The sequence below is a fragment of the Marinobacter guineae genome, assembly GCF_002744735.1.
Classification (GTDB): Bacteria; Pseudomonadota; Gammaproteobacteria; order Pseudomonadales; family Oleiphilaceae; genus Marinobacter; species Marinobacter guineae.
This window is the reverse complement of sequence record NZ_KZ319343.1, coordinates 144963-167306: the sequence shown is the minus strand read 5'-3', so window position 1 is coordinate 167306 and position 22344 is coordinate 144963. Positions and strand designations below refer to the sequence as shown.

Here is a 22344-nt window from a genome sequence, read left to right as displayed (position 1 = left end):
CATGTCAAAGCCCGCACCTTCTCGCCTTCCGGCACCAAAGTTTGCGACCGGCCAATTGGGCTTGTCACTGATTGAACTGCTGATATCAATGGCACTTGGACTTCTGCTGACCCTTGGCGTCACCCAGATTTACCTCAGTGGCAACGAAACCTACCGCCAGACCCAGGGCCTGGCCCACGCGCAGGAGAGCACCCGGTTTGTGTCGGCGGTCCTCAATCCTGATCTCCGCACGGCCGGTAGCTTCGGCTGCCTGGCGGAAATGGGGCGGCCGCTTGATCAGGTGGTTGATAACCGATTGAATGGCGGTCTGACAGTACCTTTGACGCAGGCGGTTCAAGGGTGGGAATACACTGGTACCGGCCCTGGTGACAGCATAACTTTGGCGGGCGCTCTAGCCACTCCCACAGCCGGAAACTGGACCTCTGGCACAGCGGGCGCGAACCTCCCCGCCAATCTCGTGGGTTCCGTTGTAACTAATTCCGATGTAATCATAGTTAATGCCTTGACGCCGCTGGGGGTGCCGGTGAATGCAGCCAACCCGCAAAATGGCAACAGCATTAACCTGACGGGGAGCTCCGGGGTTGATGTAAACAGGGTGGTTCTCGCAACCCGAGGAGACTGTTCCGAGGGAGAGCTTTTCCAGAAAAGCAACAACGCGAGCGCCAGTGCAATCACCATGGCGGGCGGTAATGTCAACCCTGGTAACAATGGCAATAATTTCAACCTGCCCTACGACCCCCAGACCAGAGTTTACGAGTTCACTTCGATGGCCTACTACATCGGGCAGGGAACTAATGGGGAGCCGGCACTTTTCCGTAGGCTGATGACGCCTCTCCAGGCCCCACAGGAACTGGTTTCAGGCGTGGAAACGCTACAAATATTGTACGGCGTGGATACCAACGGAACTAATGCCGCAGACAGTTATCTGCCTGCAAACCAGGTGGCTGACTGGGATTCCGTCGCGAGCGTTCGTTTCTCGGTTTTGACCCGGAGCCAGGATGAGGTCCTTGATGAGGAAAATGACCGCAGCTTCGACATGCTGGGCAGCGAAGTCGCTCAGGCGAACAACGGAGATCGGCGGGTCCGGCTCGTGTCCGTTAGCACAACGGCCCTGAGGGGGAGGATGTAATGAAAGCACTCGATAGACCGGTGACCTCGATCGGATCATTCCCCCGCTCCAACAAGCAGAGAGGCGCGACGCTCATCGTCGCCCTTGTCATGCTGCTTCTGATCTCACTACTTGCGATAGGTGGCATGCAGGGGTCAGTAATGCAGGAGCGCATGGCGAGCAATGCCCATGACGGGGCGATGTCATTTCAGGCATCAGAAGCGGCTTTGAGACAAGGTGAAAACGATATCCTGAATACTCTGGTGACTCGCCAGAACGCCTACAACGAGACCTTGCTCGCCAGCCCGTGGGACTGGGACGGCGCCAACCCTGCCGCGTCCGGTACCGGAAATGCCGGACCTGATGTAAGTGCACAGCCTGTCTATCATCTCGCTCGACTGGCCGATGTCTGCCCAATTGAACCGGGCCAGCCCTGCTTTGAACGTTATCTGACTACATCACGCGCTCAAGGGGGGAGTAATGAAGCAATCACCGTCCTTCAATCAACGGTTTTGCTACCACCCGAATGATCGATGGTTTCTGGAAATAGCTACCATTTGCAAAACATCAAAACGATTTGCTGACTCCAACTGGAGAGTTCGCCATGAAGACATCCAAGCAAAAATTACCCAACCGCTCCCGCTTTACTAAGCTTGGCACATTTGCGGCCAGCCTAATGCTAACGATATGCACGGCACAGTCTGCACTGGCACAGGTCAACATTGCCCAGGTACCCCTATTCCTGAAGGAATCTGTCGATTCAAACCTGGTCTTTATTTATGACGATTCAGGATCCATGGCATGGCGCTACATGCCCGATGATCTGGGCAATCGGGCGGGAAACAACTACTACTACTCAAGCCGCGTCAACAAAGTTTACTACGATCCTTCAGTAACCTACCGGCCTCCTTACAAGCCCGACGGCACCGGCCGTTACCCTAACTCAAGCTATACCAACGCCTGGGTGGATGGTTTCAATACTTCGGCTGGTACAGACGATCTCAGCGACTACATTCGCTTTGACCAGATCGGAAGCATTGAAGAAGGCTTCTACATGCAATTCAACTCCTCCACGAGTTGTGACAGCAATCCCAGACAAGACAATTGTTATACCTCCGTTTTGTTAAACAACGCTTCAGCGGAAGTCAAGCAGAACTATGCAAACTGGTTTTCCTACTACAGCACACGAACCTTGGCGGCAAAGTCCGGAATCACTGAAGCGTTTTTTGATCTGCCTGAGAATATTCGAATTGGCTATGGCGCCATCAACGTCAACGACAACACTATTGACGGAGTGAGTGACACCGACACGTTAGTAAGTGGAGTGCGTCCTTATACGGCGGCCCGGCGTCAGCAGTTTTTGACTTGGCTGCACAACAAGAACGTTAATGGTGGCACACCACTCAGGACGGCCCTAAAAGACATAGGCGAGTACTACTCCCGAACCGACAACCAGGGCCCATGGGGAGAAATTCCGGGCACAAACGACAATACCTCTCACATCGAGTGCAGACAGAGCTTCGCCCTGCTCATGACAGATGGTATCTGGAACGGCAACAGCCCTAGTGTGGGAAATGTCGACAATACAGCAGGACCTTCCCACACCAACCCGGATCCGAATGGCTCCGACTTCAGCTACCAGGCTGTGTCGCCCTTCACAGATAGCTATTCCGATACGTTGGCCGACGTCGCCATGAAGTATTGGAAAAGTGACCTGCGCACAGACCTTGGTGACAAAGTCCCGGTTACCTCAACGGACCCTGCATTCTGGCAGCACATGACCACGTTCACTATCGGGCTAGGTGTCATTGGTGATATCAAGGAAGCAGATGCAATTGCGGCGCTCGACTCAACCAAGGGAATCACAATTAGCTGGCCAGAACCCGGTTCGAACCAGAGCCCCCAAAACATCGACGACTTACTGCATGCGGCGATAAACGGTCGCGGAGGTTACGCCAGTGCGCAGAATCCAACTGAGTTCACTACCGAAATTCAGGGTTTCCTCGGGGATGTAATAGCTCGCTCACAAACGTCGGCTTCCGCCGCCGCAGTAAGCTCTGCGGTATTGCGAGCGGATTCCCTCGGCTTCTTCGCTGGTTTTCGCAGTGAAGACTGGTCTGGCACCCTGACAGGTTTCAATTTTGATCAGGGTACCGAGATTTGGAATGCTGAAGATATACTTGCACAAACTCTTCCTGCTGACCGCAAACTGATTACCCATAATGGCAATCAGGGAATTGAACTGGAATTTTCATCAGCCAGTTCCCTTTCCAATCTCTCAGCGGCTCAGCAGGATGCTTTGAATGCTGATCCAACTCTGAATACCGCCCAGGATAATCTTGGACACAAACGTCTCGCCTGGCTTCATGGAGATAACAACGCCGACCCAACATTCAGAGACCGAGAGGTCCAAGATGCTGGTGGCGCAAAAGTTCTGCGGCTTCTCGGCGATGTCATCAACGCCAATCCACAGTTCGTTGGCAAAACCAACTATGGTTTTGCTCGTCTTGGCGGTGCTGAAGGTTCCAGCTACGGCTCGTTTCGCTCAACCTCATCTTATCAGAATCGTATCGACGTACTTTATGTACCAGCCAATGACGGCATCCTTCATGCGTTCAACAGCGAAACCGGCAAAGAGCTATTCGGCTATGTACCCTCAGAGCTGTTACTCCCTTCCGGATCAAACACTTACGCTCGAATATCAGAGCTCATGCAACCCAATTACATTCACAAGTACTTCATGGACGGCACTCCAAGAGTCCAGGATGCCTACATAGACAAGGACGGCAACGGCTCCAAGGAATGGCGCACTCTCCTTGTGGGCACCATGGGTGCGGGAGGAAAAACTGTATTCGCACTTGACATAACCGAGCCTGGATCTTTCTCGCCAGCGGACGATGTACTTTGGGAATTCCAGCACGCAAATCTCGGCTATGGCGTGACAGACCCGCAGATTTCCCGTCTCGACGACGGAACTTGGGTGGCCATCTTCGGCAACGGGTACAACGGCACCAGTGGCCAGTCCAGCCTGTTCGTGGTTGACCTTGAGTCCGGCACGCTCCTCAAAGAGCTACAGACTGGGGCTGGCAGCACATCAAGCGTGAACGGCCTCGCTTCTGCAACTATTACCAGCTTCCCCGAGACAGACGCTGTGACTCGATACGCTTACGGCGGAGACCTTCTGGGCAATCTATGGCGCTTCGACCTCACTGGCAAACTGGCAAACTGGTCAGCGACCAAGGTGTTCACTGCCTCTAGTCCTGCGGGAAATTCTCAGCCAATCACCGTTGCGCCACGGGTTGCCCTCAACCCGAACAAAAAGAATGAGATTGTCATTGGATTCGGAACCGGCAGTTTTCTGCGCAGCGGTGACGAAGGTGATTATGACATACAGTCACTCTACGCCATCAAGGACGACCTTTTTGCATCCGGGCTGGGGCGATCAGACCTTCTTGAGCAGACCATCGCCCAACAGAAGGACATTGTCGTAAACAAGGCTTCCGGCAATGGCACCAATAGCTTCACTGTTCGCGACACGTCCAACAACGAGCTCACCAATGAAGATGGCTGGTACCTGGATCTTGCCTACAACTCAAACAAGTTGGGAGAGCGAGTAATCAGCCGAGCGACCTTCCCTTTCGGAGTTAACCCGGACCGGATCCGCTTTACCACAGTAATCCCGGACAGTGATCCATGCGGCAGCGGACGAACGGGCTTTATCATGGACCTTAAGCTGACATCTGGAGCGCCGTCAGAAACTCCAGTATTTGATCTGAATAGCGATGGAACCTTCAACACGGGCGACATGGTGGGAGGCTTTAACGGTGGCGGTGGCTCCGGTGGCGGTGGCTCCGGTGGCGGTGGCTCCGGTGGCGGTGGCGGCGGTGGCGGCGGTGGCGCGCCTAGCGGCATCCAAGTAGGCTTTGGCGGCGAAAACCGTACCATCGCAACCGACGACGGCGGTGCCGAAGTCTTAATCCCGGGCCTCGATCCGACACAACTCTCCCCGGGAGATCCTTGCGAGGACGGTGTCTGCGCAAGGTCTCTGGACTCAAACATCGGGCGTCAAACCTGGGAGCAGCTTCGTTAAGAAGCTGCTCCACCCCAGACCGGGTCAAACCTTCTTTTTGAGTAGCAGGAAAACATTATGATAACTCGTTTACATTCAATTTTATCAGGTAGGGTTTACTCCGTAATCCTGTTTTCACTTGCAGTTTTTATAGCGGGTTTTCTGGTCTCGCCGACTACCAGGGCCCAGGAGGAAATGGCAGATGATTCTTCGCTGTCACTCAACGATGAGTTTTTTGAGGGAACTGTCAATTTTGTTCATTCGGACTCATCCATGTTGATTGTCGATGATTATTCGTTTGTTCTGGATCGCGTTATTCGATTCAATGACGCCTCTTGGTCGAGGGAGCAGGTTATCCAGCGAATTGAACCTGGCAATCGAGTGGGTCTGGAGCTCGGAGGCGTGGCGGATGATCGATCCGGCGCCCGCGTTGTCCGCAGCATTACAGTAATTGGTCAGTGAAACGAGACCCTGCAAAACGACAAACCACTTGGCAAGGGACAAAGATTTTGAAAACAAAGTTGCACACCGGCTTTACCCTGATTGAACTGATGATTACGGTTGCGATCATCGCAATCATTGCGGCCATCGCGTTTCCGCTCTATCAAAACCAGATTGAGCAAACCAGAAGAACCACCGCACAATCAGATCTACTCGAACTGACGCAGTGGATGGAGCGTCGGTATTCTAACGGGTTTGACTACCGCGATGCCGGGAACAATCCTGTTTTGCCATTCAACCAGTCACCACAGAACGGAACGGCCTTTTACAACATCAGCTTCGTGGGAAATGCGACTCGAGATACGTTTACCTTGCAGGCAGTCCCGACGGGAGGTCAGGCAAACGACGATTGCGGAACTCTTACGCTCGACGAGCAAGGGAATCGAGGAGCGGCTCAGGCAGGCTGCTGGTAATGCGATAGAGAAAAATCGAAGCCATTGGACTCACGTGATCTCAATGGCTTCGATTCGAAGTTCTTTTGGCATCGAAAACACAATATTCTCCTCCCTGCCCGCAATCTCTTCGGGAACACTGCCACCAAGCTCCCGAAGACGGCTGATTACATCGTTGACCAAAACCTCCGGGGCTGATGCGCCGGCAGTCACACCCACAGCCTTCTTGCCTTCCACCCACTGAGCGTTAATCTGTGACGCCTCATCAATCAGGTAAGCCGGCGTTCCCATTCTCTCCGCTAACTCCCTCAGGCGGTTAGAGTTCGAGCTATTCGGCGAGCCCACTACCAGCATCAGATCACAGTCACCGGCCAGCTGCTTCACAGCATCCTGGCGGTTCTGGGTCGCATAGCAGATGTCGTCCTTGCGAGGCCCCTGGATTTCGGGGAATTTGGCACGCAGGGCGTCGATGACACGAGCGGTGTCGTCCATGGAAAGAGTGGTCTGGGTGACATAGGAAAGCTTCGCGGGGTCTTTCACTTCCAGCTTGGCCACGTCTTCCTCGTTCTCCACGAGGTAGATCTCGCCACCGCTACTGTGGTCGTACTGCCCCATGGTGCCTTCCACCTCTGGATGGCCGTGGTGGCCGATCAGGATGCACTCGCGGCCGTCGCGGCTGTAGCGCATGACCTCCAGGTGGACCTTGGTGACCAGTGGGCAGGTGGCATCAAACACTTTCAGGCCGCGGCGGGCGGCTTCGTTCTGCACCGCCTGGGAGACGCCATGGGCGCTGAAGATGACGAGTTTGTCGTCCGGAACTTCGTCCAGTTCATCAACGAAGATAGCGCCGCGGTTGCGGAGGTTGTCCACCACGAATTTGTTATGTACAACTTCGTGGCGCACGTAGATCGGCGCGCCAAAGACATCCAGGGCGCGGTTGACGATTTCAATGGCGCGGTCTACACCGGCACAGAAGCCACGGGGGTTAGCGAGTCGGATCTGCATATCAACCTGCTGCGTTAGTTAGTGGGCCGGTCCGACCGGCTCCACATCAATAATCTGTACTTCAAACGTCAGTGTACGCCCGGCCAGGGGGTGATTGAAATCCACCTCCACTTCGTCGCCTTCCACGCGGCTGACAACACCGGGTAACTCACTCTGGCGGGCATCAGCGAACGAAATCATTACGCCTGGTTCAAGCACCATATCCGGGCTGAACTCGTGGCGCTTGAATGCTTGCACGTTGTTGGGGTTGTGCTGGCCAAAGGCTTTTTCCGGCGGTACCTGAAAGCTGCCCTGATCACCGGCCTTCATGCCCATCAGATAGGCCTCGAAGTTTTCGGGCAGGTTTTCATCGCCGATTTCGAGGGTGGCCGGTTCTTTTTCGAAGGTGGAATCGATCACTTCACCATCCGGAAACTTCAGGGCGAAATGCAGTTTGACCCGGGTACCCTTGTCTACAGGCAGTTCGTTCATAAGAGCTAGTCACTCCTTTTGGCATCCCCGTCGGAATCGGCGGGTTTGCGGAACATATCAAGAATCATCATGGCAGCACCGATGGTGATGGCGGTGTCGGCGAGGTTAAAGGCAGGGAAGTGCCAGTCCTGCCAGTACAAATGCAGGAAGTCGACCACATAGCCATGCACCACCCGGTCGTAAACGTTGCCCAGGGCGCCGCCGAGAATGAGTACGATGGCAACGGCAGTCCAGGTTTCGTGGCGCTGCAGGTTTTTCAGCCAATAGATCAGCACAACGCTGACTACCAGGGCCAGGGTTACGAAGAACCAACGCTGCCAGCCATCGGCACCGGCCAGAAAGCTGAAGGCTGCTCCCGTATTGTGGAGCAGCGTCAGATTGAACATGGGGATAACCGGAACCGGGTCACCATAGGTCAGCATGGCCGTGGCCATGGCTTTGGTGCCGAGATCCAGAATGATCACCAGCACAGCCAGCCACAGCCACTTCAACTTGTTACCGACGTCCTGCTGCTCAGACATAGCTGCGTCCATCAGGCGTAGGAACGGGCTTCACCCGGCCCTTCCACGTTGGTGACGCAGCGGCCACAGAGGTCGACGTACTTCGCGTTACGGCCGACATCTTCCCGGTGGTGCCAGCAACGCTCGCACTTGGTATAGGCAGCCGGTGTCACCTTCACCCGAAGGCCTTCGTGGGAGGTCATCTCGGCATCGCCTGCCTCGGACACCGGCTTTACTGTGGCCTCAGAGGTGATCAGGACGAAACGCAGCTCTTCACCAAGGTGTTTCAGGTCTGCCGCCAGGTCCCCTTCACAGTAAAGGGTAACTTCCGCACTCAGGGAGCCTTTGATCTCTCCCCGCGCCCGAGCCTCTTCCAGGCGTTTGTTGACGGCTTCCTTGACGCTGTAGATCTCGCGCCAGTAGTCGCGGCCCAGCTCGTCGTTTTCCGGAAGCGCGGTCAGGCCTTCATACCAGGTTTCGTAGAACACGGTATCGCCGCGCTTGCCGGGCAGGTGCTGCCAGATTTCGTCAGCCGTGAAGCTGAGAATCGGCGCGATCCAGCGAACCAGGGCCTCGGCCACATGATACAGGGCCGTCTGGCAGGAGCGACGGGCCAGGCTGTCGGCCTGTGTGGTGTACTGGCGATCCTTGATGATGTCCAGATAGAAGCCGCCCAGCGTGGCTTCACAGAAGTTGTAGACCTTCTGATAGATTCGCAGGAAGGCATAGTTGCAATAGTCTTCGTGGAGCTCTTCCTGCAACTGCAGGGCGCGATCCACCATCCAGCGATCCAGGGCAATCATGTCCTCCGGCGCCACCATGTGCTGCTCCGGATCAAATCCGGTCAGGTTGCTCAGCAGGAAGCGGGAGGTATTCCGGATCCGGCGGTAGCCATCGGCGGTCTGGCGCAGGATGTCCTTGGAGACGGTCATTTCGCCGCTGTAGTCGGTTGCGGCCACCCACAGGCGCAGGATGTCGGCACCCAGCTCGTTCATGACCTCCTGGGGCGCGATCACGTTACCCAGGGATTTGGACATCTTGTGACCCTTGCCATCGACGGTGAAGCCGTGGGTCAGGACCTGCTTGTACGGAGCCACACCGTTCATGGCGATGGAGGTTTTCAGGGACGACTGGAACCAGCCACGGTGCTGGTCGGAACCTTCCAGATACATATCCGCCGGGAACTGGCCCAGTTCCTCGCGTACCCGCAGGACCGACTCGTGGGTCACACCGGAATCGAACCAGACATCCAGGGTATCCGTCACCTTCTCGTACTGCTCGGCATCGCTGCCCAACAGGGAAGCCGCATCCAGATCGTACCAGGCGTCGATACCGCCCTCTTCGATCTGCTGGGCCACCTTTTCGATCAGGTTCTGGGTGTCCGGGTGCAGCTCCTGGGTCTCCTTGTGGATAAACAGGGTGATGGGCACGCCCCAGGTGCGCTGACGGGAGATGCACCAGTCCGGAGACTGGTTGAACATGGCCTCAATACGGTTCTGGCCCCAGGAAGGCACCCAGCGAACACCCTTGATCGCTTTCAGCGCGTCGGCGCGCAGGTTTTCCTTGTCCATGCTGATAAACCACTGGGGCGTCGCCCGGTAGATCAGCGGAGTCTTTGTGCGCCAGCAATGAGGATAGCTATGCCGGAACTTTTCCGAGCGAACAAGCTTGCCTTCACGCTCCAGCGCGCTGCAAACGGGCTCATCGGCCTTGTATACATGCACACCGGCCAGTTCACCGGCCGCCGAGGTGTAGGTGCCGTCGGCCTGAACCAGGTTGATGGTACCGATGTTGTAGGCCTTGCCCACTTCAAAGTCTTCCATACCGTGATCCGGAGCGGTATGGACAGCACCGGTGCCGGCCTCGGTGGATACGTGATCCCCCAGAATGACCGGCACCTGCTTGTCGTAAATCGGGTGCTGTAGGGTCAGGTGCTCAAGCGCGGCACCGGAACAGGTAGCCAGCACTTCATACTGTTCCACCTCCCAGCGGGCCATGATGCCTTCAACCATATCGGCGGCCAGGATCATCCGCTCTGGTCCCTGGCCCACATCGGCCTGGACCAGCGCATAGTCAAGCCCGGCATTCAGGGACACCGCCTGGTTGGCCGGGATGGTCCAGGGTGTGGTGGTCCAGATGACAACCGACACATCGCCCTCACCCTTATCCGTACCAAAGAGAGAAAGCACTTTTGCCTGATCAACCGCCGTGAAGCGAACGTCGATCTGGGTAGAGGTTTTATCCTGGTACTCAACCTCGGCTTCTGCCAGTGCGGACTGACCCACCACACTCCAGTAAACCGGCTTGTAACCACGAACCACGTGCCCTTTGGCAACGATTTTACCCAGGGCGCGAACGATACCGGCTTCCACCTTCGGATCCATGGTCAGATAGGGCTTGTCCCACTCTCCCATCACGCCCAGGCGAATAAAATCTTCCGTCTGACCGGCGATCTGCTTGGTCGCATAATCCCGGCAGGCCTGACGGAAGGTCTTGTAGTCCACCTTCACGCCTGCCTTGCCAATCTCCTGCTCCACCTTGTGTTCGATGGGCAGGCCATGGCAGTCCCAGCCCGGCACATAGGGTGCGTCATAGCCCATAAAGCTGCGGGATTTGACGATCATGTCCTTCAGAATCTTATTGACCGCATGACCAATGTGAATGCTGCCGTTGGCGTAGGGAGGGCCATCGTGGAGAATGAACTTGTCCCGCCCCTCACGCTGCTTGCGCAGGTTGCCGTAGACGTCGAGATCCTGCCAGCGCTTGAGCATTTCCGGCTCGCGCTTGGCCAGGTTACCGCGCATTGGAAAGGCGGTTTCCGGCAGATTCAGGGTATGCTTGTAGTCGCTCATGGTTTGTGTGCGTACTCTCTTGGTCGGTGTTGGCTTGGTCAGTGTTGGTCAGTCTTTTATTCGTTGGGGCGCCGCCAGGCGTTTCAATGCGCGTTTCGTTCGGAGCCGTTTGCGGAAATCCACGAACGGGCATCCTCGAAATCCCGGGCAATCTGTTCTTTCAATTCATCAACGGAAGCGAACTTTTCCTCGTCCCGTAGCCCGTGCCGGAACACGACTTCCAGATGCTGGCCATAAAGTGTGCCAGTATAGCCAAACAGGTGCACTTCCAGGGACGGCTGCTTGCCATCCACCGTCGGCCGCAGGCCTATGTTGGCAACGCCATCGTACACGGCGCCGTCATCCAGTGTGGTGGAGACCACATATACGCCCCGCAGTGCTGGCAGCCGGTGCAACAGAATATTCGCCGTTGGCGCACCGATCTGGCGCCCCAACTGCCTGCCGTATACCACCCTGCCCCGAATGCGGTAGGGATGCCCGAGCAAAGCCTCAGCCTGCTCCAGCCCGTTCACCGTGAGCAGTTCCCGCACACGGGTGCTGCTTACCCGCTCTCCTTTAACTGTTACCGTGCGGGTATTCTCAACCGTGAACCCGGCATCCGGGCCGACCTTCTTCAGAAGCGCAAAATCCCCGGCCCGGTCACAGCCAAACCGGAAATCGTCGCCCACCACCAGGTGTCGGACGGCCAGCCCTTCGATCAGGATGTCTTCGATAAAACCCATGGCCGAATAGCTGCGGAAGGCCTGATTAAAACGCAGGCACAGAACCATGTCGACGTCCTCGGCCAGCAGTTCCTCGAATTTCTGCCGGAACCCCATTAACCGTGGCGGTGCCTCGCTACCCTGGAAAAACTCCCGGGGCTGGGGCTCGAAAATCATCACCACTGAAGGCACACCAAGGGCTTTGGCCTTGCTTCTGACCTGATCAATAATGGTCTTGTGGCCCAGGTGTACACCGTCGAAATTACCGATGGTGGCGACACACCCGTTGGCGAGCGGAGAATCCTCCCGCCGGGACAGCTTTTTCAGGTTGGTCAGGCCCCGGATCAGACGCATGTAATGCGAACCTTCAATTGCCAGCTGGCTTTCAGCGTTTACCTTTTACCGCAACGCTGGTGAGAAAACGCGCGATTATACCTTACCTCTGGCGGAAATGTCTTACCCGAACCCCGGCCAGCGCCAGGGCAACGAAGTAAACCGCCACACCAGCACCCACCAATATCGCCATATCTGCCGCACGCTGATAACCACCGTTCGCCAGCCATACCGCCACCGGCGGGTTCAGCCACAAAATAACAGCGGCCAACGCACCATTGGCAAACAAAATCTGCAGCAGGAAACGGGGCCAGCCGGGCTGGCCCTGCCACGCACCTTCCTTGCGCAACCCCCGCCACAGCAAATACCCGTTCAGCCAGGCCGAAAGGGAGGTTGCCAATGCCAGTCCGGCATGGGCGAGAGGGAATACAAGAATCAGGTTGAACACCATGTTCGCCACCATGGCGATGACACCAATCTTGACCGGAGTTTTCGTATCCTGGCGGGCAAAGAATCCCGGGGCCAGAACTTTAATCAGCATGAACGCCAACAACCCCGCGGAGTATGCCAGCAAGCTCTGAGCCGACATCGCTACATCCCGGTCGGTCACCTCACCATAATGGAACAGGGTGGCGATCAGTGGTTCGGCCAACAAGGCAAGCGCCAGGGCTGCTGGCAAACCAATCAGCAGGACCGCACGGACTGCCCAGTCCAGGGTTGCCGCAAACTGGTCCGGCGAAGCCGCCGTGTGTTTGCGGGACAGGTTGGGAAGAATCACTGTGGCGATAGCAATGCCAAAAACACCCAGAGGCAATTCCGCAAGGCGGTCAGAGTAGTAGAGCCAGGAAACGCTACCGGTCTGTAGAAACGACGCAAGTACGGTGTCGAGGAGAAGGTTGATCTGGCTGACCGACACCCCGAACAGTGCCGGCACCATCAATTTGAGGATTCGGCTGACGCCTTCGTGGCGATAATCCACCCGAGGCCTGGGCAGCAGGCCGAGGCGCATGAGAAAAGGCAGCTGGAAGAACAACTGCAGAGCACCGGCAATGAAGACACCCCAGGCCAGCGCCATGACCGGCTCATCCATCAGCGGCGTCAACCAGATAGCAGCTGCGATCATGGCCAGATTCAGCAGAACCGGGGTAAAGGCCGGCACGGCGAAGCGATCATAGCTATTGAGGATACCGCCAGCAAAAGCGGTCAGGGAAATCAGAAATAAATAAGGAAAGGTGATGCGCAGCATGTCGCTGGTGAGCGCAAACTTCACCTCATCATCGAGAAACCCCGGCGCAAAAATGGCCGTCAGTACCGGTGCCCCCAGAATGGCAACCAGTGTCACACCCAATAATACCAGGCCCAGCGAACCGGCCACGGCATTGACCAGCCGCTGCACATCAGAACGAGACTGATTTTCCCGGTAGGACGACAACACTGGTACGAAGGCCTGGGAAAAAGCGCCCTCGGCAAACAGCCGGCGCAGAAAGTTGGGAATCTTGAAGGCAACAAAAAAGGCATCCGCGCCGGCTCCGGCGCCAAAATAACGGGCAATCACCATGTCCCGAACCAGGCCAAGCACCCTGGACAGCATGGTCATGATGCCCACAAGCCCAGACGACCTGAGCAGGCCAGGTGCTTTGGGTAATTGCTTTTGTTCCGGGGGTAATTCAGGTTCCGAAGGCATGCAGGCTCTGGTCTGGCATAGTGGACATGGATAGATTGCGGCGAGTTTACCACAGGCCTTCTGTGTCAGGGCATGAAATGGGTTTTAGCCTTGACATTTCGAGGTTTGAGCGGCATAGTTCCGCGTCATTAATTTCGACGCGCTGGTTTTGGCGCGCCCGCGATGTAACGAATCATTCAGCAACGAATTTGAGATTTTCAGGAGTTTTACGGTGGCAAATTCCCCGCAAGCCAAGAAGCGCGCACGTCAGAACGAGAAGAACCGCAAGCACAATGCAAGCCTTCGTTCCATGGCTCGTACTTACATGAAAAAGATCCAGTCCAAGATTGAGGCCGGCAACTACGAAGAAGCTCAGGCTGCTTTCCAGCAGGCCCAGCCGATTCTGGACAGCATGGTCAACAAAGGTATCTTCGCAAAGAACAAGGTTGCTCGTCACAAGAGCCGCCTGAGCGCAAAGATCAAGTCTCTGAAAAGCGCATAACTCGCTCTACTTCAGATACATAAAAAAACCGGCCAACTGGCCGGTTTTTTTATGGGCGGGAAATAAGCATCACACGACAATGAGATTGTCCCGGTGAATCATTTCCTCGCCGGAAATATAGCCCAGAACATCGACAATCCGGTCACTGGATCGCCCCGCAATCGCCCTGGCCTCATCAGCATCGTAATTCACGAGCCCCCGGGCAATCTCTTTGCCAGCCTGGTCAATGCAGGACACCATTTCGCCGCGGCGGAACTGACCGGCCACGCCCTTTACTCCCACCGGAAGAAGGCTCCGCCCGCCGAGACACACCACCTTTACAGCACCATCATCCAGGGTCAACTTGCCCCGGGTCTGCAAATGGCTGGCCAGCCACTGCTTGCGGGCAGCGATCCGGCCCTGCTCGGGAAGCAGCAAGGTGCCAATCACATCACCCTGCCGTAGCCGGCCGATCACACCCTCGATACGACCACCAACGATAACAGTAAACGCACCAGATCGGGCGGCCAGGCGAGCAGCTCGCAACTTGGTCAGCATGCCACCCCGCCCCAGCACCCCGGCACCACCCCCGGCCATGGCATCCAGTTCATGGTCACCAGCCTTACCCTCAGTGACCAGACGGGCGTCGGCGTTCTTCCTGGGATCCCTGTCAAACAGTCCAAGCTGATCGGTCAGGATAATCAGCCCGTCCGCCTCGATCAGGTTTGCCACCAGCGCGCCAAGGGTGTCGTTGTCACCGAAGCGGATTTCGTCGGTCACCACGGTGTCGTTCTCGTTGACGATCGGCACTACGCCAAAATCGAGCAACGCCCGGAGCGTGCTGCGGCCATTGAGGTATCGCTTGCGGTCCGAGAGATCATCGTGGGTCAGTAGAATCTGGGCAGTGTGGATATCGTGCCGCTTGAACTGGGCCTCCCAGGTCTGCACCAGCCCCATCTGACCGACTGCGGCGGCGGCCTGCAGTTGGTGCAATTGCTCCGGCCTTACGGTCCAGCCAAGGCGACTCATCCCCTCGGCCACCGAACCGGAGGAAACCACGACCACTTCCACACCTTCTTCAACCAGCTCCGCAATCTGGTCCACCCACAAGCCCAGAGCAGCAACGTCCAGCCCCCGGCCATCATTGGTCAGCAGGGCGCTTCCGATCTTGATAACCAGGCGACGGGCCTGGCGCAACTGTAGGCGTTCAGTCATGGTGCGTGAGCGGTCTCTCTGGCGTTAATCCTGCTTTACTCAGGCGCGTAAACCACTTCGACGTCGTAGTCATCATCGTCGAAGTCATCGTCATCGTCGTCCTCACGGGCAGCACGGCGGGCCTGACGCTCTGCCTCGATACGGACCCGGGCCTCGTCATCCATCTGCCGCCGGCGCCGGGCTTCGCGCTCCGCAACCTCGGGGTTCTGGGCCTCTTCCTCGGCCTGCTCTTCGATCCAGCGCATAACCGCCTGAACCAGAGGCTTGGTACCCTCGCCACTGAGGGCGGAAATCCGGAACACCGGCCCCTCCCAGCCAAGCTCATCAACAATAGCCTGGCAATGAGCGTCGCGGTCTTCCTCGGCCAACATATCCACCTTGTTCAGCACCAACCATCGGGGCCGGCTGGCGAGGGTTTCACTGAACTTCTCAAGCTCGTGCGCAATAGCCCGGACAGCATCCGCCGGCGAAGAGCCATCGTAAGGCGCCACATCCACAAGATGCAGCAAAAGCCGGGTGCGGACCAGATGCTTGAGGAACCGGATACCGAGCCCCGCACCTTCAGCGGCCCCCTCAATCAGGCCGGGGATGTCGGCAATCACAAAGCTCTGATGCGCCTGCACACTGACGACCCCGAGGTTAGGCACCAACGTGGTAAAGGGATAATCCGCCACTTTCGGGCGGGCCGCCGACACCGAGCGGATAAAGGTGGACTTGCCGGCATTGGGCATACCCAGCAGCCCAACATCTGCCAACACCTTCAGCTCCAGCCGCAGGTTGCGCAGCTCGCCTTCAGAGCCCTTGGTGGTCTGCCGGGGCGCGCGGTTAACCGAGGACTTGAAGCGGGTGTTACCAAGACCATGAAAACCACACTGGGCAACCTTCAGACGCTGCCCTGCATGGGTCAGGTCCCCAAGCACCTCATGAGTATCCATATCCACAACCGTCGTGCCAACCGGAACGGGCAGGATAAGATCCTCACCCTTGGTACCGGTGCAGTTTCGGCCAGAGCCCGGCTCACCATTCTGAGCTTTGTGTTTGCGTTGAAAACGGTAGTCAACCAGTGTATTGAGCGACTCGTCCGCTTCCAGAAACACGGAACCACCATCGCCCCCGTCGCCACCGTCGGGGCCACCCTTGGGAACGTATTTTTCACGCCGGAAGCTCAGGCAGCCGTGACCGCCCTTGCCGGCCTCCACAATGATGGTGGCTTCGTCTACGAATTTCATTAATCAACCCTTTGCGCAATGCGCATAAACTAAAAAGCCCCGCAGCCTCAAGGAAGCTTTGCGGGGCTCCGGATCGCTCTGACCTTCCTATTCTATCAGGATATCAGCGCCACCCAAGGTTCGACAGAACCGGATCGCCGCTGCTTACGCAGCAGGAACGATGCTCACGAACTTGCGACTCTGCGGGCCTTTGACTTCGAACTTCACCTGGCCATCTGCTTTCGCAAACAGGGTGTGGTCCTTGCCAATGCCAACGTTGCTACCAGCGTGAAAACGAGTGCCACGCTGACGAATGATGATACTGCCTGCAGAAACAGTCTCACCGCCAAAGCGCTTCACACCAAGTCGTTTCGACTCGGAATCGCGACCGTTACGGGTACTACCTGCTGCTTTTTTGTGAGCCATTACAAGCCTCCTTAATATAAGGGGTTACTCGAGGGTCTTAGCCCTGGATACCCGTGATCTTGACTTCAGTAAACCACTGACGGTGGCCCTGACGCTTCATGGAATGCTTACGACGACGGAACTTGATGATGTTGATCTTGTCGTGACGGCCGTGGCTAACCACTTCCGCAGTCACTTTGGCACCATCAACAACCGGCGCACCAACCTGAACCTTATCACCATCGGCGATCAGCAGAACGCGATCAAACTCGACGTTACCGCCGGTTTCCACTTCCAGCTTTTCCAGCTTCAGGGTTTCGCCTTCTTTTACACGGTGCTGTTTACCACCGCTAACAATAACTGCGTACATTTACTCGTTCTCCACGATTGACCCATCCCTGCTCTTATCCACCTGGTTCTAAGGGAAGCGCTCTGGCGACCCTATAGCAGGGAGCGCAGGTTGGGATGAGTTGGGCGCGTGATTGTACGAGAACACGCCCGGCTAAGCAAGTTGAAAATAGGGTGAACATGGGGTCAGATGAACGCTTTCATCTGACCCCGACTTAACGTTGACACCTCAACCGGCAATACCTAGCATTGCTGCGTCCTCCCCGAAATATCAACAGAAACACCAGCAAGGGATCCACAAGCCGCATGACAGCCCAGCGTATTTACGACACCGTGGCCGACGACTTCAGCCGCGTTAATGATCTGATCATCCGGCGGCTTTCCTCAGACGTTCCCCTGGTGGAAAAAATCGCCCATTACATCATCGAAAGCGGCGGTAAGCGACTGAGACCATTACTGGTTTTACTTTCCAGCCAGGCTGCAGGCTACGGCAAAAACGACCATCTGAAGCTAGCTGCCGTCATTGAATTCCTTCATACCGCCACCCTGCTCCATGACGATGTGGTAGACACCTCGGACATGCGACGGGGCCGGAGCACCGCCAATGCACGCTGGGGAAACGCCCCGAGCGTGCTGGTAGGTGATTTCCTCTACGCCCGGGCCTTCGAGATGATGGTGGAGCTAAAAAGCCTGTCTATCATGGAGGTTTTGTCCCACGCCACAGCCGTGATTGCCGAAGGTGAAGTCATGCAGCTGATGAACGTGAAAAATCCGGACCTGACCGAAGGCCAGTACATGAAGGTCATCCACAACAAGACCGCCATGCTGTTTGAAGCCGCTTCCCACACTGGTGCCCTGCTCGCCGAGGCCAGTGACGACCAGGAGCGGGGCCTGAAAGACTACGGCAAGCATCTGGGCCTGGCGTTCCAGTTGGTAGACGACATTCTGGATTACCGGGGTGATGCACAAGCCATGGGCAAAAACGTCGGCGACGACCTGGCTGAAGGCAAAACCACCCTGCCCCTGATCCACGCCATGGCCCATTGCACCGATGACGAGCGCCAACTGATCCGTCAGGCCATTCGCAAGGGCGGGCTGGACGAGTTACCCCGGATTCTGGAGATCGTTGAGAACTCCGGCGCCATTGAATACACCATGTCCAAGGCCCGGGAACAGGCCAGCCTGGCGAAAGCCTGCCTGACTGCCCTGCCGGCCTCAGGCCACAAAGAAGCAATGGAGCTGCTGACCGAAGTTGCGGTCGCCCGGGTCAGCTGATTTGAACATGGGGCAGATGAAAGCGTTCATCTGAGCTCGGCGTCCGGCCCCGGCTTCAGCCCAAGTGTTCACGCCCATGAGGCGCATCAAAGTTCAGCTCAGGACCGACCGGCACAATCTGGGTCGGGTTGATAGTCCGCTGGCTGACATAGTAGTGGCGCTTGATTTGCCCGATATCCACCGTCTCCGCAACACCCGGTACCTGATACAGATCCCGCAAATACGCAGAAAGCGCCGGGAAATCGCCGATCCGCTGGCGATTGCATTTGAAATGGCTGTAATACACCGCATCAAAGCGAATTAACGTGGTGAACAGCCGCCAGTCCGCCTCCGTTAACTGACCGCCCACCAGGTATCGCTGACCAGACAACCGATCCTCCAGCCAGTCCAGCGACTCGAAAAGTGCCTTGTAGGCTTCCTCGTATTTATCCTGTGCTGTCGCAAAGCCTGCTTTATACACACCGTTGTTGACCGTGTCGTAAACCCGGGCATTCACCTCCGCAATCTCGCCCCGCAGAGCCTCCGGGTAAAAATCCAGGTCGGTACGAACGCCATCAAGCCGATCAAACGCCGAATTGAACATCCGGATAATCTCGGCGGATTCATTGCTCGCAATCGTCTGCTTTTCCTTGTCCCACAACGTCGGCACCGTCACCCGCCCGGAATACTCAGGCGCCGCCTTGGTATAGACCTCATGCATAAACCGGAAACCATGCAGATGATCCCGATGCTGCTCACTCTCAGGCCGGAACTCCCAGCCATTCTCCACCATGTCCGGATGCACCACCGACACGGAAATATGCTTCTCCAACCCCTTGAGCTTTCGGAAAATCAACGTCCGGTGCGCCCAGGGGCACGCCATGGACACATAGAGGTGATAACGTCCGGACTCGGCCTTGAAACCACCTTCACCATCCGGTCCCGGCGAACCATCCGCCGTCACCCAGTTCCGGAACCGCGCCGCTTCACGTTCAAACTTGCCGCCGGTTTTATCGGTGTCATACCACTGGTCATGCCATTTGCCGTCAATCAAAAGCCCCATAAATCCTCCGATGAAAATTCCTGCAGGTGCGACCCTGTTCCGGGAGCGGGCCGGCACAAAGCCTGCCGAGGGTATTGAAGAAGGCCTTTGCAAACCGTGCATTGCCAGGGATGGCAATGCCGAGCCCCCAGGGACGGGTTCACGGCGTGTTTGCAAAGGCCTTCTTCAATACCCGCTGCCACCAGATAAAAACAGCCCGGTTAGCTGTCCTCCAAAGCCTGATAATTTGAAGGAAGAATAACGGCGACCCTGCTACCCTCTCAAACAAGCATTTCTGGCCAACAACCTCAGATAATTCGAACATGCATACAGCCATCACCATAGACGCCCTCAAAGTCCTTGATGCCATCGACCGCAAAGGCAGCTTTGCCGGCGCCGCAGGCGAACTCTTCCGGGTGCCCTCTGCCATCAGCTACACCGTGCAGAAGCTTGAAGAAGACCTGAACGTTGCTATCTACGACCGCACCGGCCACCGCGCCAAACTGACTCCGGCAGGCCACTACCTTCTGGAAGAGGGTCGTACACTTCTTGAGGCGGCAGAGAACCTCGCCCACACAACACGCCAGGTCGCCCAGGGCTGGGAAACCAGACTACGGATTGGATTCAACTCATTGCTGCCAGCAGAATGCCTGTTCCCGGCAATTCGGGAATTCTATGAACTCGGAGTGCCGGTCGACGTGCAAATCGTAGAGGAAGTCTTCGCCGGCACTTGGGACGCCCTGCAAAGTCGGCGGGTGGACCTGATCATCGGCGCGGACAATTTCAGCAAACCGGCGGGAAACTTCACGACCCAAGCTCTTGGTGAAATGCCATTTGTGTTTGCTGTCGCTGCCGAGCACCCTCTTGCAACTGCCGAAGAGCCTCTTTCAGAAGAGGATATCTCGCGATACCCTGCAGCCGTGGCGGCAGACACCTCGCGCTCTCTGCCCCCGGGACATGCCGGCATTTTTCGCCGGCAACGGACCCTGACCGTCGCCAACATTGACCAGAAGATTGCCATTCAGGTCGCAGGGCTTGGGGTTGGATGGCTACCCGAGTCGAGGATCAGCCAGCAGCTGAAAGACGGTAGCCTGGTCGCCAAGCAGGTGCACGAGCCCCGCCAGCCCATCATGTTGCACCTCGCCAGACATGCGGAAGACCAAGGCAAGGCTCTTATGTGGTTCTGGGAACGGCTTGGCAGGGAAGAAGTTGTACAAACAACGCCGAAGGGAGCCCTGTGATGCGGCAGCTGTCGGAACTGGACGCCTCATTCCTTTACCTCGAATCGGAAACGACCCCGATGCACATAGGTGGGGTCTATCTTTTTGACGCCAGCGAACGCGAAACACCACTAGCCTTCAGTACCTTTGTTGCCTACCTCCGCAGCCGGCTCCACGTGGTACCGGTGTTCCGCCAGCGTCTCAAAGAAATCCCCCTGCGCCTGGGCCGCCCCTACTGGATTGACGACCCGGACTTCAGCATCGAGCCGCCACCTCGCCTACGTCAATCTCGGCGAACACGGCCGCAAAGCCAGCCTGATGACACTGGCCTCCAAGATTCTGGAGGAACCCCTGAAAAGAGACCGCCCCCTGTGGCACATAACGTTCGTGGATGGTTTCAAGCTTGATGAGGAGGATGCTGGCAGTGCTGGTTTTGCGTTGATCGTGAAGTTACACCACGCGGCTATCGATGCCTTCAGCGGCGAAGAAATCATCGGAAAGTTACTCGAGTACACCCCGGAGCCTCGCTCGATTACTCCACCCCGACCCTGGCACCCTCGGCCAGAGCCTTCAGAAGAGCGGGTCATGCTGCAGGCAGGCGCGAATATCCTTCGGACGCCGCTGCAGTTCACCTCGCTGGCGGTCAATGCCGCCGAAGCCACTGCACGGGGACTGATTCAGAAGCAACTGCGCAAACTACCGCTGCCATTGCCACTGTTTTCTGCTCCCCACAGCCCGTTTAATCGGCAGATTACCGCAAACCGGCAGATAATCGCGGCCAGCGTTCAACTCTCGCGACTGAAAACGATCAAGGCATCGCTCGGCGACGTCACTCTGAATGACGTGGTTCTCGGCCTGTGCGCCGAGACTCTCCGACGCTACCTGATCAGCGAAGGTGCCGACGCCAGCAAATCCCTGGTGGCAATGACTCCAATTTCTGTTCGCTCAAACAGCTTGCGCAGGGCAACCGGAAACCAGATGTCCGCCATGCTGCTGGACCTTGCCACTAATGAGCCAAACCCTGCGCAACGGATTCGCCGGATTCACTGGAACGCAGTAGCTTCGGAGCCATACCGGGAGGCCATAGCCGCCGATCGACTCACGGAACTCCTGCCGTCGACCATGCTTGCCCTATCCGCCAGGCTATACTCGGAGTTGCAGATTGCCCAGCGCTACCAGCCGGTATTCAACCTGCCAATCACTAATGTTCCCGGACCACAGGTACCGCTGTATTTACAAGGCGCACGTCTGGTTCAGCAGTACAACACGGCGCCATTGTTCGACAGTATGGGGCTTGTGATAGTGGCAGTAAGCTATGAAGGCAGGCTGACACTGAACTTCACCACCTGTCCGGACGTGGTCGCGAACGGGGATTCATTGCAGGCCCATGTGGCTGAAAGCCTGGATGCGATTGAGGAGGCTATGCAACGGCTCGGGGCAGACGACAGCCATGGGCTAATAACCGCAAGCTCAACCCAGACCCTGGCAGATGATGCAATGACAGCACTGGAGGGACTTCTGAAGAAAACCTTGAGCCGTTTCCGGAGCTGAGTACGGCCCGGAAACGGCTGCGCAG

19 protein-coding genes and 1 pseudogene are annotated in these 22344 nt (G+C 56.8%); 9 read left to right on the top strand and 11 right to left on the bottom strand.

The features are described from left to right. Nucleotide 1: 1 nt before the first annotated feature. From CLH62_RS19500 to CLH62_RS19480, 5 genes are all read left to right on the top strand, one after another. The gene (locus tag CLH62_RS19500) at nucleotides 2-1129 is read left to right on the top strand and encodes a PilW family protein (protein ID WP_099619855.1); all 1128 of its coding nucleotides are present in this window, start codon (nucleotides 2-4) and stop codon (nucleotides 1127-1129) included. Beyond that, nucleotides 1129-1638 (top strand): pilus assembly PilX family protein, encoded by a 510-nt coding sequence (locus CLH62_RS19495; protein ID WP_099619854.1) that lies wholly within the window; start codon nucleotides 1129-1131, stop codon nucleotides 1636-1638. Before CLH62_RS19500 ends, CLH62_RS19495 begins: the two co-directional genes overlap by 1 nt. 74 nt (nucleotides 1639-1712) lie before the next feature. Then, nucleotides 1713-5198 carry a pilus assembly protein gene (locus tag CLH62_RS21290; RefSeq protein WP_099619853.1) on the top strand — a complete coding sequence of 1162 codons (3486 nt, stop codon included), beginning with the start codon at nucleotides 1713-1715 and terminating at the stop codon, nucleotides 5196-5198. Between the two features lie 174 nt (nucleotides 5199-5372). After that, on the top strand, nucleotides 5373-5639 hold the full coding sequence (locus CLH62_RS19485; RefSeq protein WP_099619852.1) for a hypothetical protein: 267 nt from the start codon (nucleotides 5373-5375) through the stop codon (nucleotides 5637-5639). A 47-nt stretch (nucleotides 5640-5686) separates the two neighbouring features. Then, nucleotides 5687-6091, top strand: coding sequence for a type IV pilin protein (locus tag CLH62_RS19480; protein WP_099619851.1), 405 nt, complete (start codon nucleotides 5687-5689; stop codon nucleotides 6089-6091). Nucleotides 6092-6121: 30 nt separating this feature from the next. On the opposite strand, the gene ispH is transcribed toward CLH62_RS19480, so the two are convergent. The 6 genes from ispH to murJ form a co-directional block, all read right to left on the bottom strand. Continuing rightward, the gene (ispH, locus tag CLH62_RS19475; protein ID WP_099619850.1) at nucleotides 6122-7075 is read right to left on the bottom strand and encodes a 4-hydroxy-3-methylbut-2-enyl diphosphate reductase; all 954 of its coding nucleotides are present in this window, start codon (nucleotides 7073-7075) and stop codon (nucleotides 6122-6124) included. An 18-nt stretch (nucleotides 7076-7093) separates the two neighbouring features. Next, on the bottom strand, nucleotides 7094-7546 hold the full coding sequence (gene fkpB, locus CLH62_RS19470) for an FKBP-type peptidyl-prolyl cis-trans isomerase (protein WP_099619849.1): 453 nt from the start codon (nucleotides 7544-7546) through the stop codon (nucleotides 7094-7096). 5 nt (nucleotides 7547-7551) lie between these two features. Further along, the gene (gene lspA / locus CLH62_RS19465) at nucleotides 7552-8079 is read right to left on the bottom strand and encodes a signal peptidase II (RefSeq protein ID WP_099619848.1); all 528 of its coding nucleotides are present in this window, start codon (nucleotides 8077-8079) and stop codon (nucleotides 7552-7554) included. Then, nucleotides 8079-10898 (bottom strand): isoleucine--tRNA ligase, encoded by a 2820-nt coding sequence (ileS, locus tag CLH62_RS19460; RefSeq protein WP_099619847.1) that lies wholly within the window; start codon nucleotides 10896-10898, stop codon nucleotides 8079-8081. The genes lspA and ileS overlap by 1 nt, the downstream gene beginning before the upstream one ends. A gap of 83 nt (nucleotides 10899-10981) precedes the next feature. Continuing rightward, nucleotides 10982-11953 (bottom strand): bifunctional riboflavin kinase/FAD synthetase, encoded by a 972-nt coding sequence (gene ribF / locus CLH62_RS19455; RefSeq protein ID WP_099619846.1) that lies wholly within the window; start codon nucleotides 11951-11953, stop codon nucleotides 10982-10984. 82 nt (nucleotides 11954-12035) lie between these two features. After that, nucleotides 12036-13616, bottom strand: coding sequence for a murein biosynthesis integral membrane protein MurJ (gene murJ, locus CLH62_RS19450; RefSeq protein ID WP_099619845.1), 1581 nt, complete (start codon nucleotides 13614-13616; stop codon nucleotides 12036-12038). A gap of 211 nt (nucleotides 13617-13827) precedes the next feature. Between murJ and rpsT the strand changes: the two genes are divergently transcribed. Continuing rightward, nucleotides 13828-14097 (top strand): 30S ribosomal protein S20, encoded by a 270-nt coding sequence (gene rpsT / locus CLH62_RS19445; protein WP_099619844.1) that lies wholly within the window; start codon nucleotides 13828-13830, stop codon nucleotides 14095-14097. A 69-nt stretch (nucleotides 14098-14166) separates the two neighbouring features. On the opposite strand, the gene proB is transcribed toward rpsT, so the two are convergent. From proB to rplU, 4 genes are all read right to left on the bottom strand, one after another. Beyond that, the gene (gene proB, locus CLH62_RS19440; RefSeq protein ID WP_099619843.1) at nucleotides 14167-15291 is read right to left on the bottom strand and encodes a glutamate 5-kinase; all 1125 of its coding nucleotides are present in this window, start codon (nucleotides 15289-15291) and stop codon (nucleotides 14167-14169) included. Nucleotides 15292-15326: 35 nt separating this feature from the next. Next, nucleotides 15327-16520, bottom strand: a complete 1194-nt coding sequence (gene cgtA, locus CLH62_RS19435; RefSeq protein WP_099619842.1) for an Obg family GTPase CgtA — start codon at nucleotides 16518-16520, stop codon at nucleotides 15327-15329. Between the two features lie 144 nt (nucleotides 16521-16664). Further along, nucleotides 16665-16925: a 50S ribosomal protein L27 gene (gene rpmA / locus CLH62_RS19430; protein ID WP_088829262.1), complete on the bottom strand. Its 261-nt coding sequence runs from the start codon at nucleotides 16923-16925 to the stop codon at nucleotides 16665-16667. 37 nt (nucleotides 16926-16962) lie between these two features. Next, a complete protein-coding gene (gene rplU, locus CLH62_RS19425) occupies nucleotides 16963-17274 on the bottom strand; it encodes a 50S ribosomal protein L21 (protein WP_099619841.1) in 312 nt (103 codons plus the stop codon). A 284-nt stretch (nucleotides 17275-17558) separates the two neighbouring features. Here rplU and ispB point away from each other — a divergent pair, with 284 nt between their 5' ends. Next, nucleotides 17559-18527, top strand: a complete 969-nt coding sequence (ispB, locus tag CLH62_RS19420) for an octaprenyl diphosphate synthase (RefSeq protein WP_099619840.1) — start codon at nucleotides 17559-17561, stop codon at nucleotides 18525-18527. A gap of 55 nt (nucleotides 18528-18582) precedes the next feature. Here ispB and CLH62_RS19415 read toward each other — a convergent pair whose 3' ends face one another. Next, a complete protein-coding gene (locus tag CLH62_RS19415) occupies nucleotides 18583-19569 on the bottom strand; it encodes a glutathione S-transferase family protein (protein WP_099619839.1) in 987 nt (328 codons plus the stop codon). A 302-nt stretch (nucleotides 19570-19871) separates the two neighbouring features. Between CLH62_RS19415 and CLH62_RS19410 the strand changes: the two genes are divergently transcribed. Then, the gene (locus tag CLH62_RS19410; RefSeq protein WP_099619838.1) at nucleotides 19872-20789 is read left to right on the top strand and encodes a LysR family transcriptional regulator; all 918 of its coding nucleotides are present in this window, start codon (nucleotides 19872-19874) and stop codon (nucleotides 20787-20789) included. Continuing rightward, nucleotides 20789-22319 (top strand): annotated as a pseudogene (locus CLH62_RS19405) (WS/DGAT/MGAT family O-acyltransferase). The gene CLH62_RS19410 and the pseudogene CLH62_RS19405 overlap by 1 nt, the downstream one beginning before the upstream one ends. Nucleotides 22320-22344 lie beyond the last annotated feature (25 nt).

Excerpts from the sequence above, each read along its gene's own strand:
- rplU (WP_099619841.1), bottom strand. The coding sequence starts at position 17,274 with ATGTACGCAGTTATTGTTAGCGGTGGTAAACAGCACCGTGTAAAAGAA.
- fkpB (WP_099619849.1), bottom strand. The coding sequence starts at position 7,546 with ATGAACGAACTGCCTGTAGACAAGGGTACCCGGGTCAAACTGCATTTC.
- proB (WP_099619843.1), bottom strand. The coding sequence starts at position 15,291 with ATGACTGAACGCCTACAGTTGCGCCAGGCCCGTCGCCTGGTTATCAAG.
- cgtA (WP_099619842.1), bottom strand. The coding sequence starts at position 16,520 with ATGAAATTCGTAGACGAAGCCACCATCATTGTGGAGGCCGGCAAGGGC.
- CLH62_RS19485 (WP_099619852.1), top strand. The coding sequence starts at position 5,373 with ATGGCAGATGATTCTTCGCTGTCACTCAACGATGAGTTTTTTGAGGGA.
- rpmA (WP_088829262.1), bottom strand. The coding sequence starts at position 16,925 with ATGGCTCACAAAAAAGCAGCAGGTAGTACCCGTAACGGTCGCGATTCC.
- CLH62_RS19495 (WP_099619854.1), top strand. The coding sequence starts at position 1,129 with ATGAAAGCACTCGATAGACCGGTGACCTCGATCGGATCATTCCCCCGC.
- lspA (WP_099619848.1), bottom strand. The coding sequence starts at position 8,079 with ATGGACGCAGCTATGTCTGAGCAGCAGGACGTCGGTAACAAGTTGAAG.
- ispB (WP_099619840.1), top strand. The coding sequence starts at position 17,559 with ATGACAGCCCAGCGTATTTACGACACCGTGGCCGACGACTTCAGCCGC.
- murJ (WP_099619845.1), bottom strand. The coding sequence starts at position 13,616 with ATGCCTTCGGAACCTGAATTACCCCCGGAACAAAAGCAATTACCCAAA.
- CLH62_RS19415 (WP_099619839.1), bottom strand. The coding sequence starts at position 19,569 with ATGGGGCTTTTGATTGACGGCAAATGGCATGACCAGTGGTATGACACC.
- CLH62_RS19410 (WP_099619838.1), top strand. The coding sequence starts at position 19,872 with ATGCATACAGCCATCACCATAGACGCCCTCAAAGTCCTTGATGCCATC.
- ispH (WP_099619850.1), bottom strand. The coding sequence starts at position 7,075 with ATGCAGATCCGACTCGCTAACCCCCGTGGCTTCTGTGCCGGTGTAGAC.
- CLH62_RS21290 (WP_099619853.1), top strand. The coding sequence starts at position 1,713 with ATGAAGACATCCAAGCAAAAATTACCCAACCGCTCCCGCTTTACTAAG.
- ribF (WP_099619846.1), bottom strand. The coding sequence starts at position 11,953 with ATGCGTCTGATCCGGGGCCTGACCAACCTGAAAAAGCTGTCCCGGCGG.
- CLH62_RS19500 (WP_099619855.1), top strand. The coding sequence starts at position 2 with ATGTCAAAGCCCGCACCTTCTCGCCTTCCGGCACCAAAGTTTGCGACC.
- ileS (WP_099619847.1), bottom strand. The coding sequence starts at position 10,898 with ATGAGCGACTACAAGCATACCCTGAATCTGCCGGAAACCGCCTTTCCA.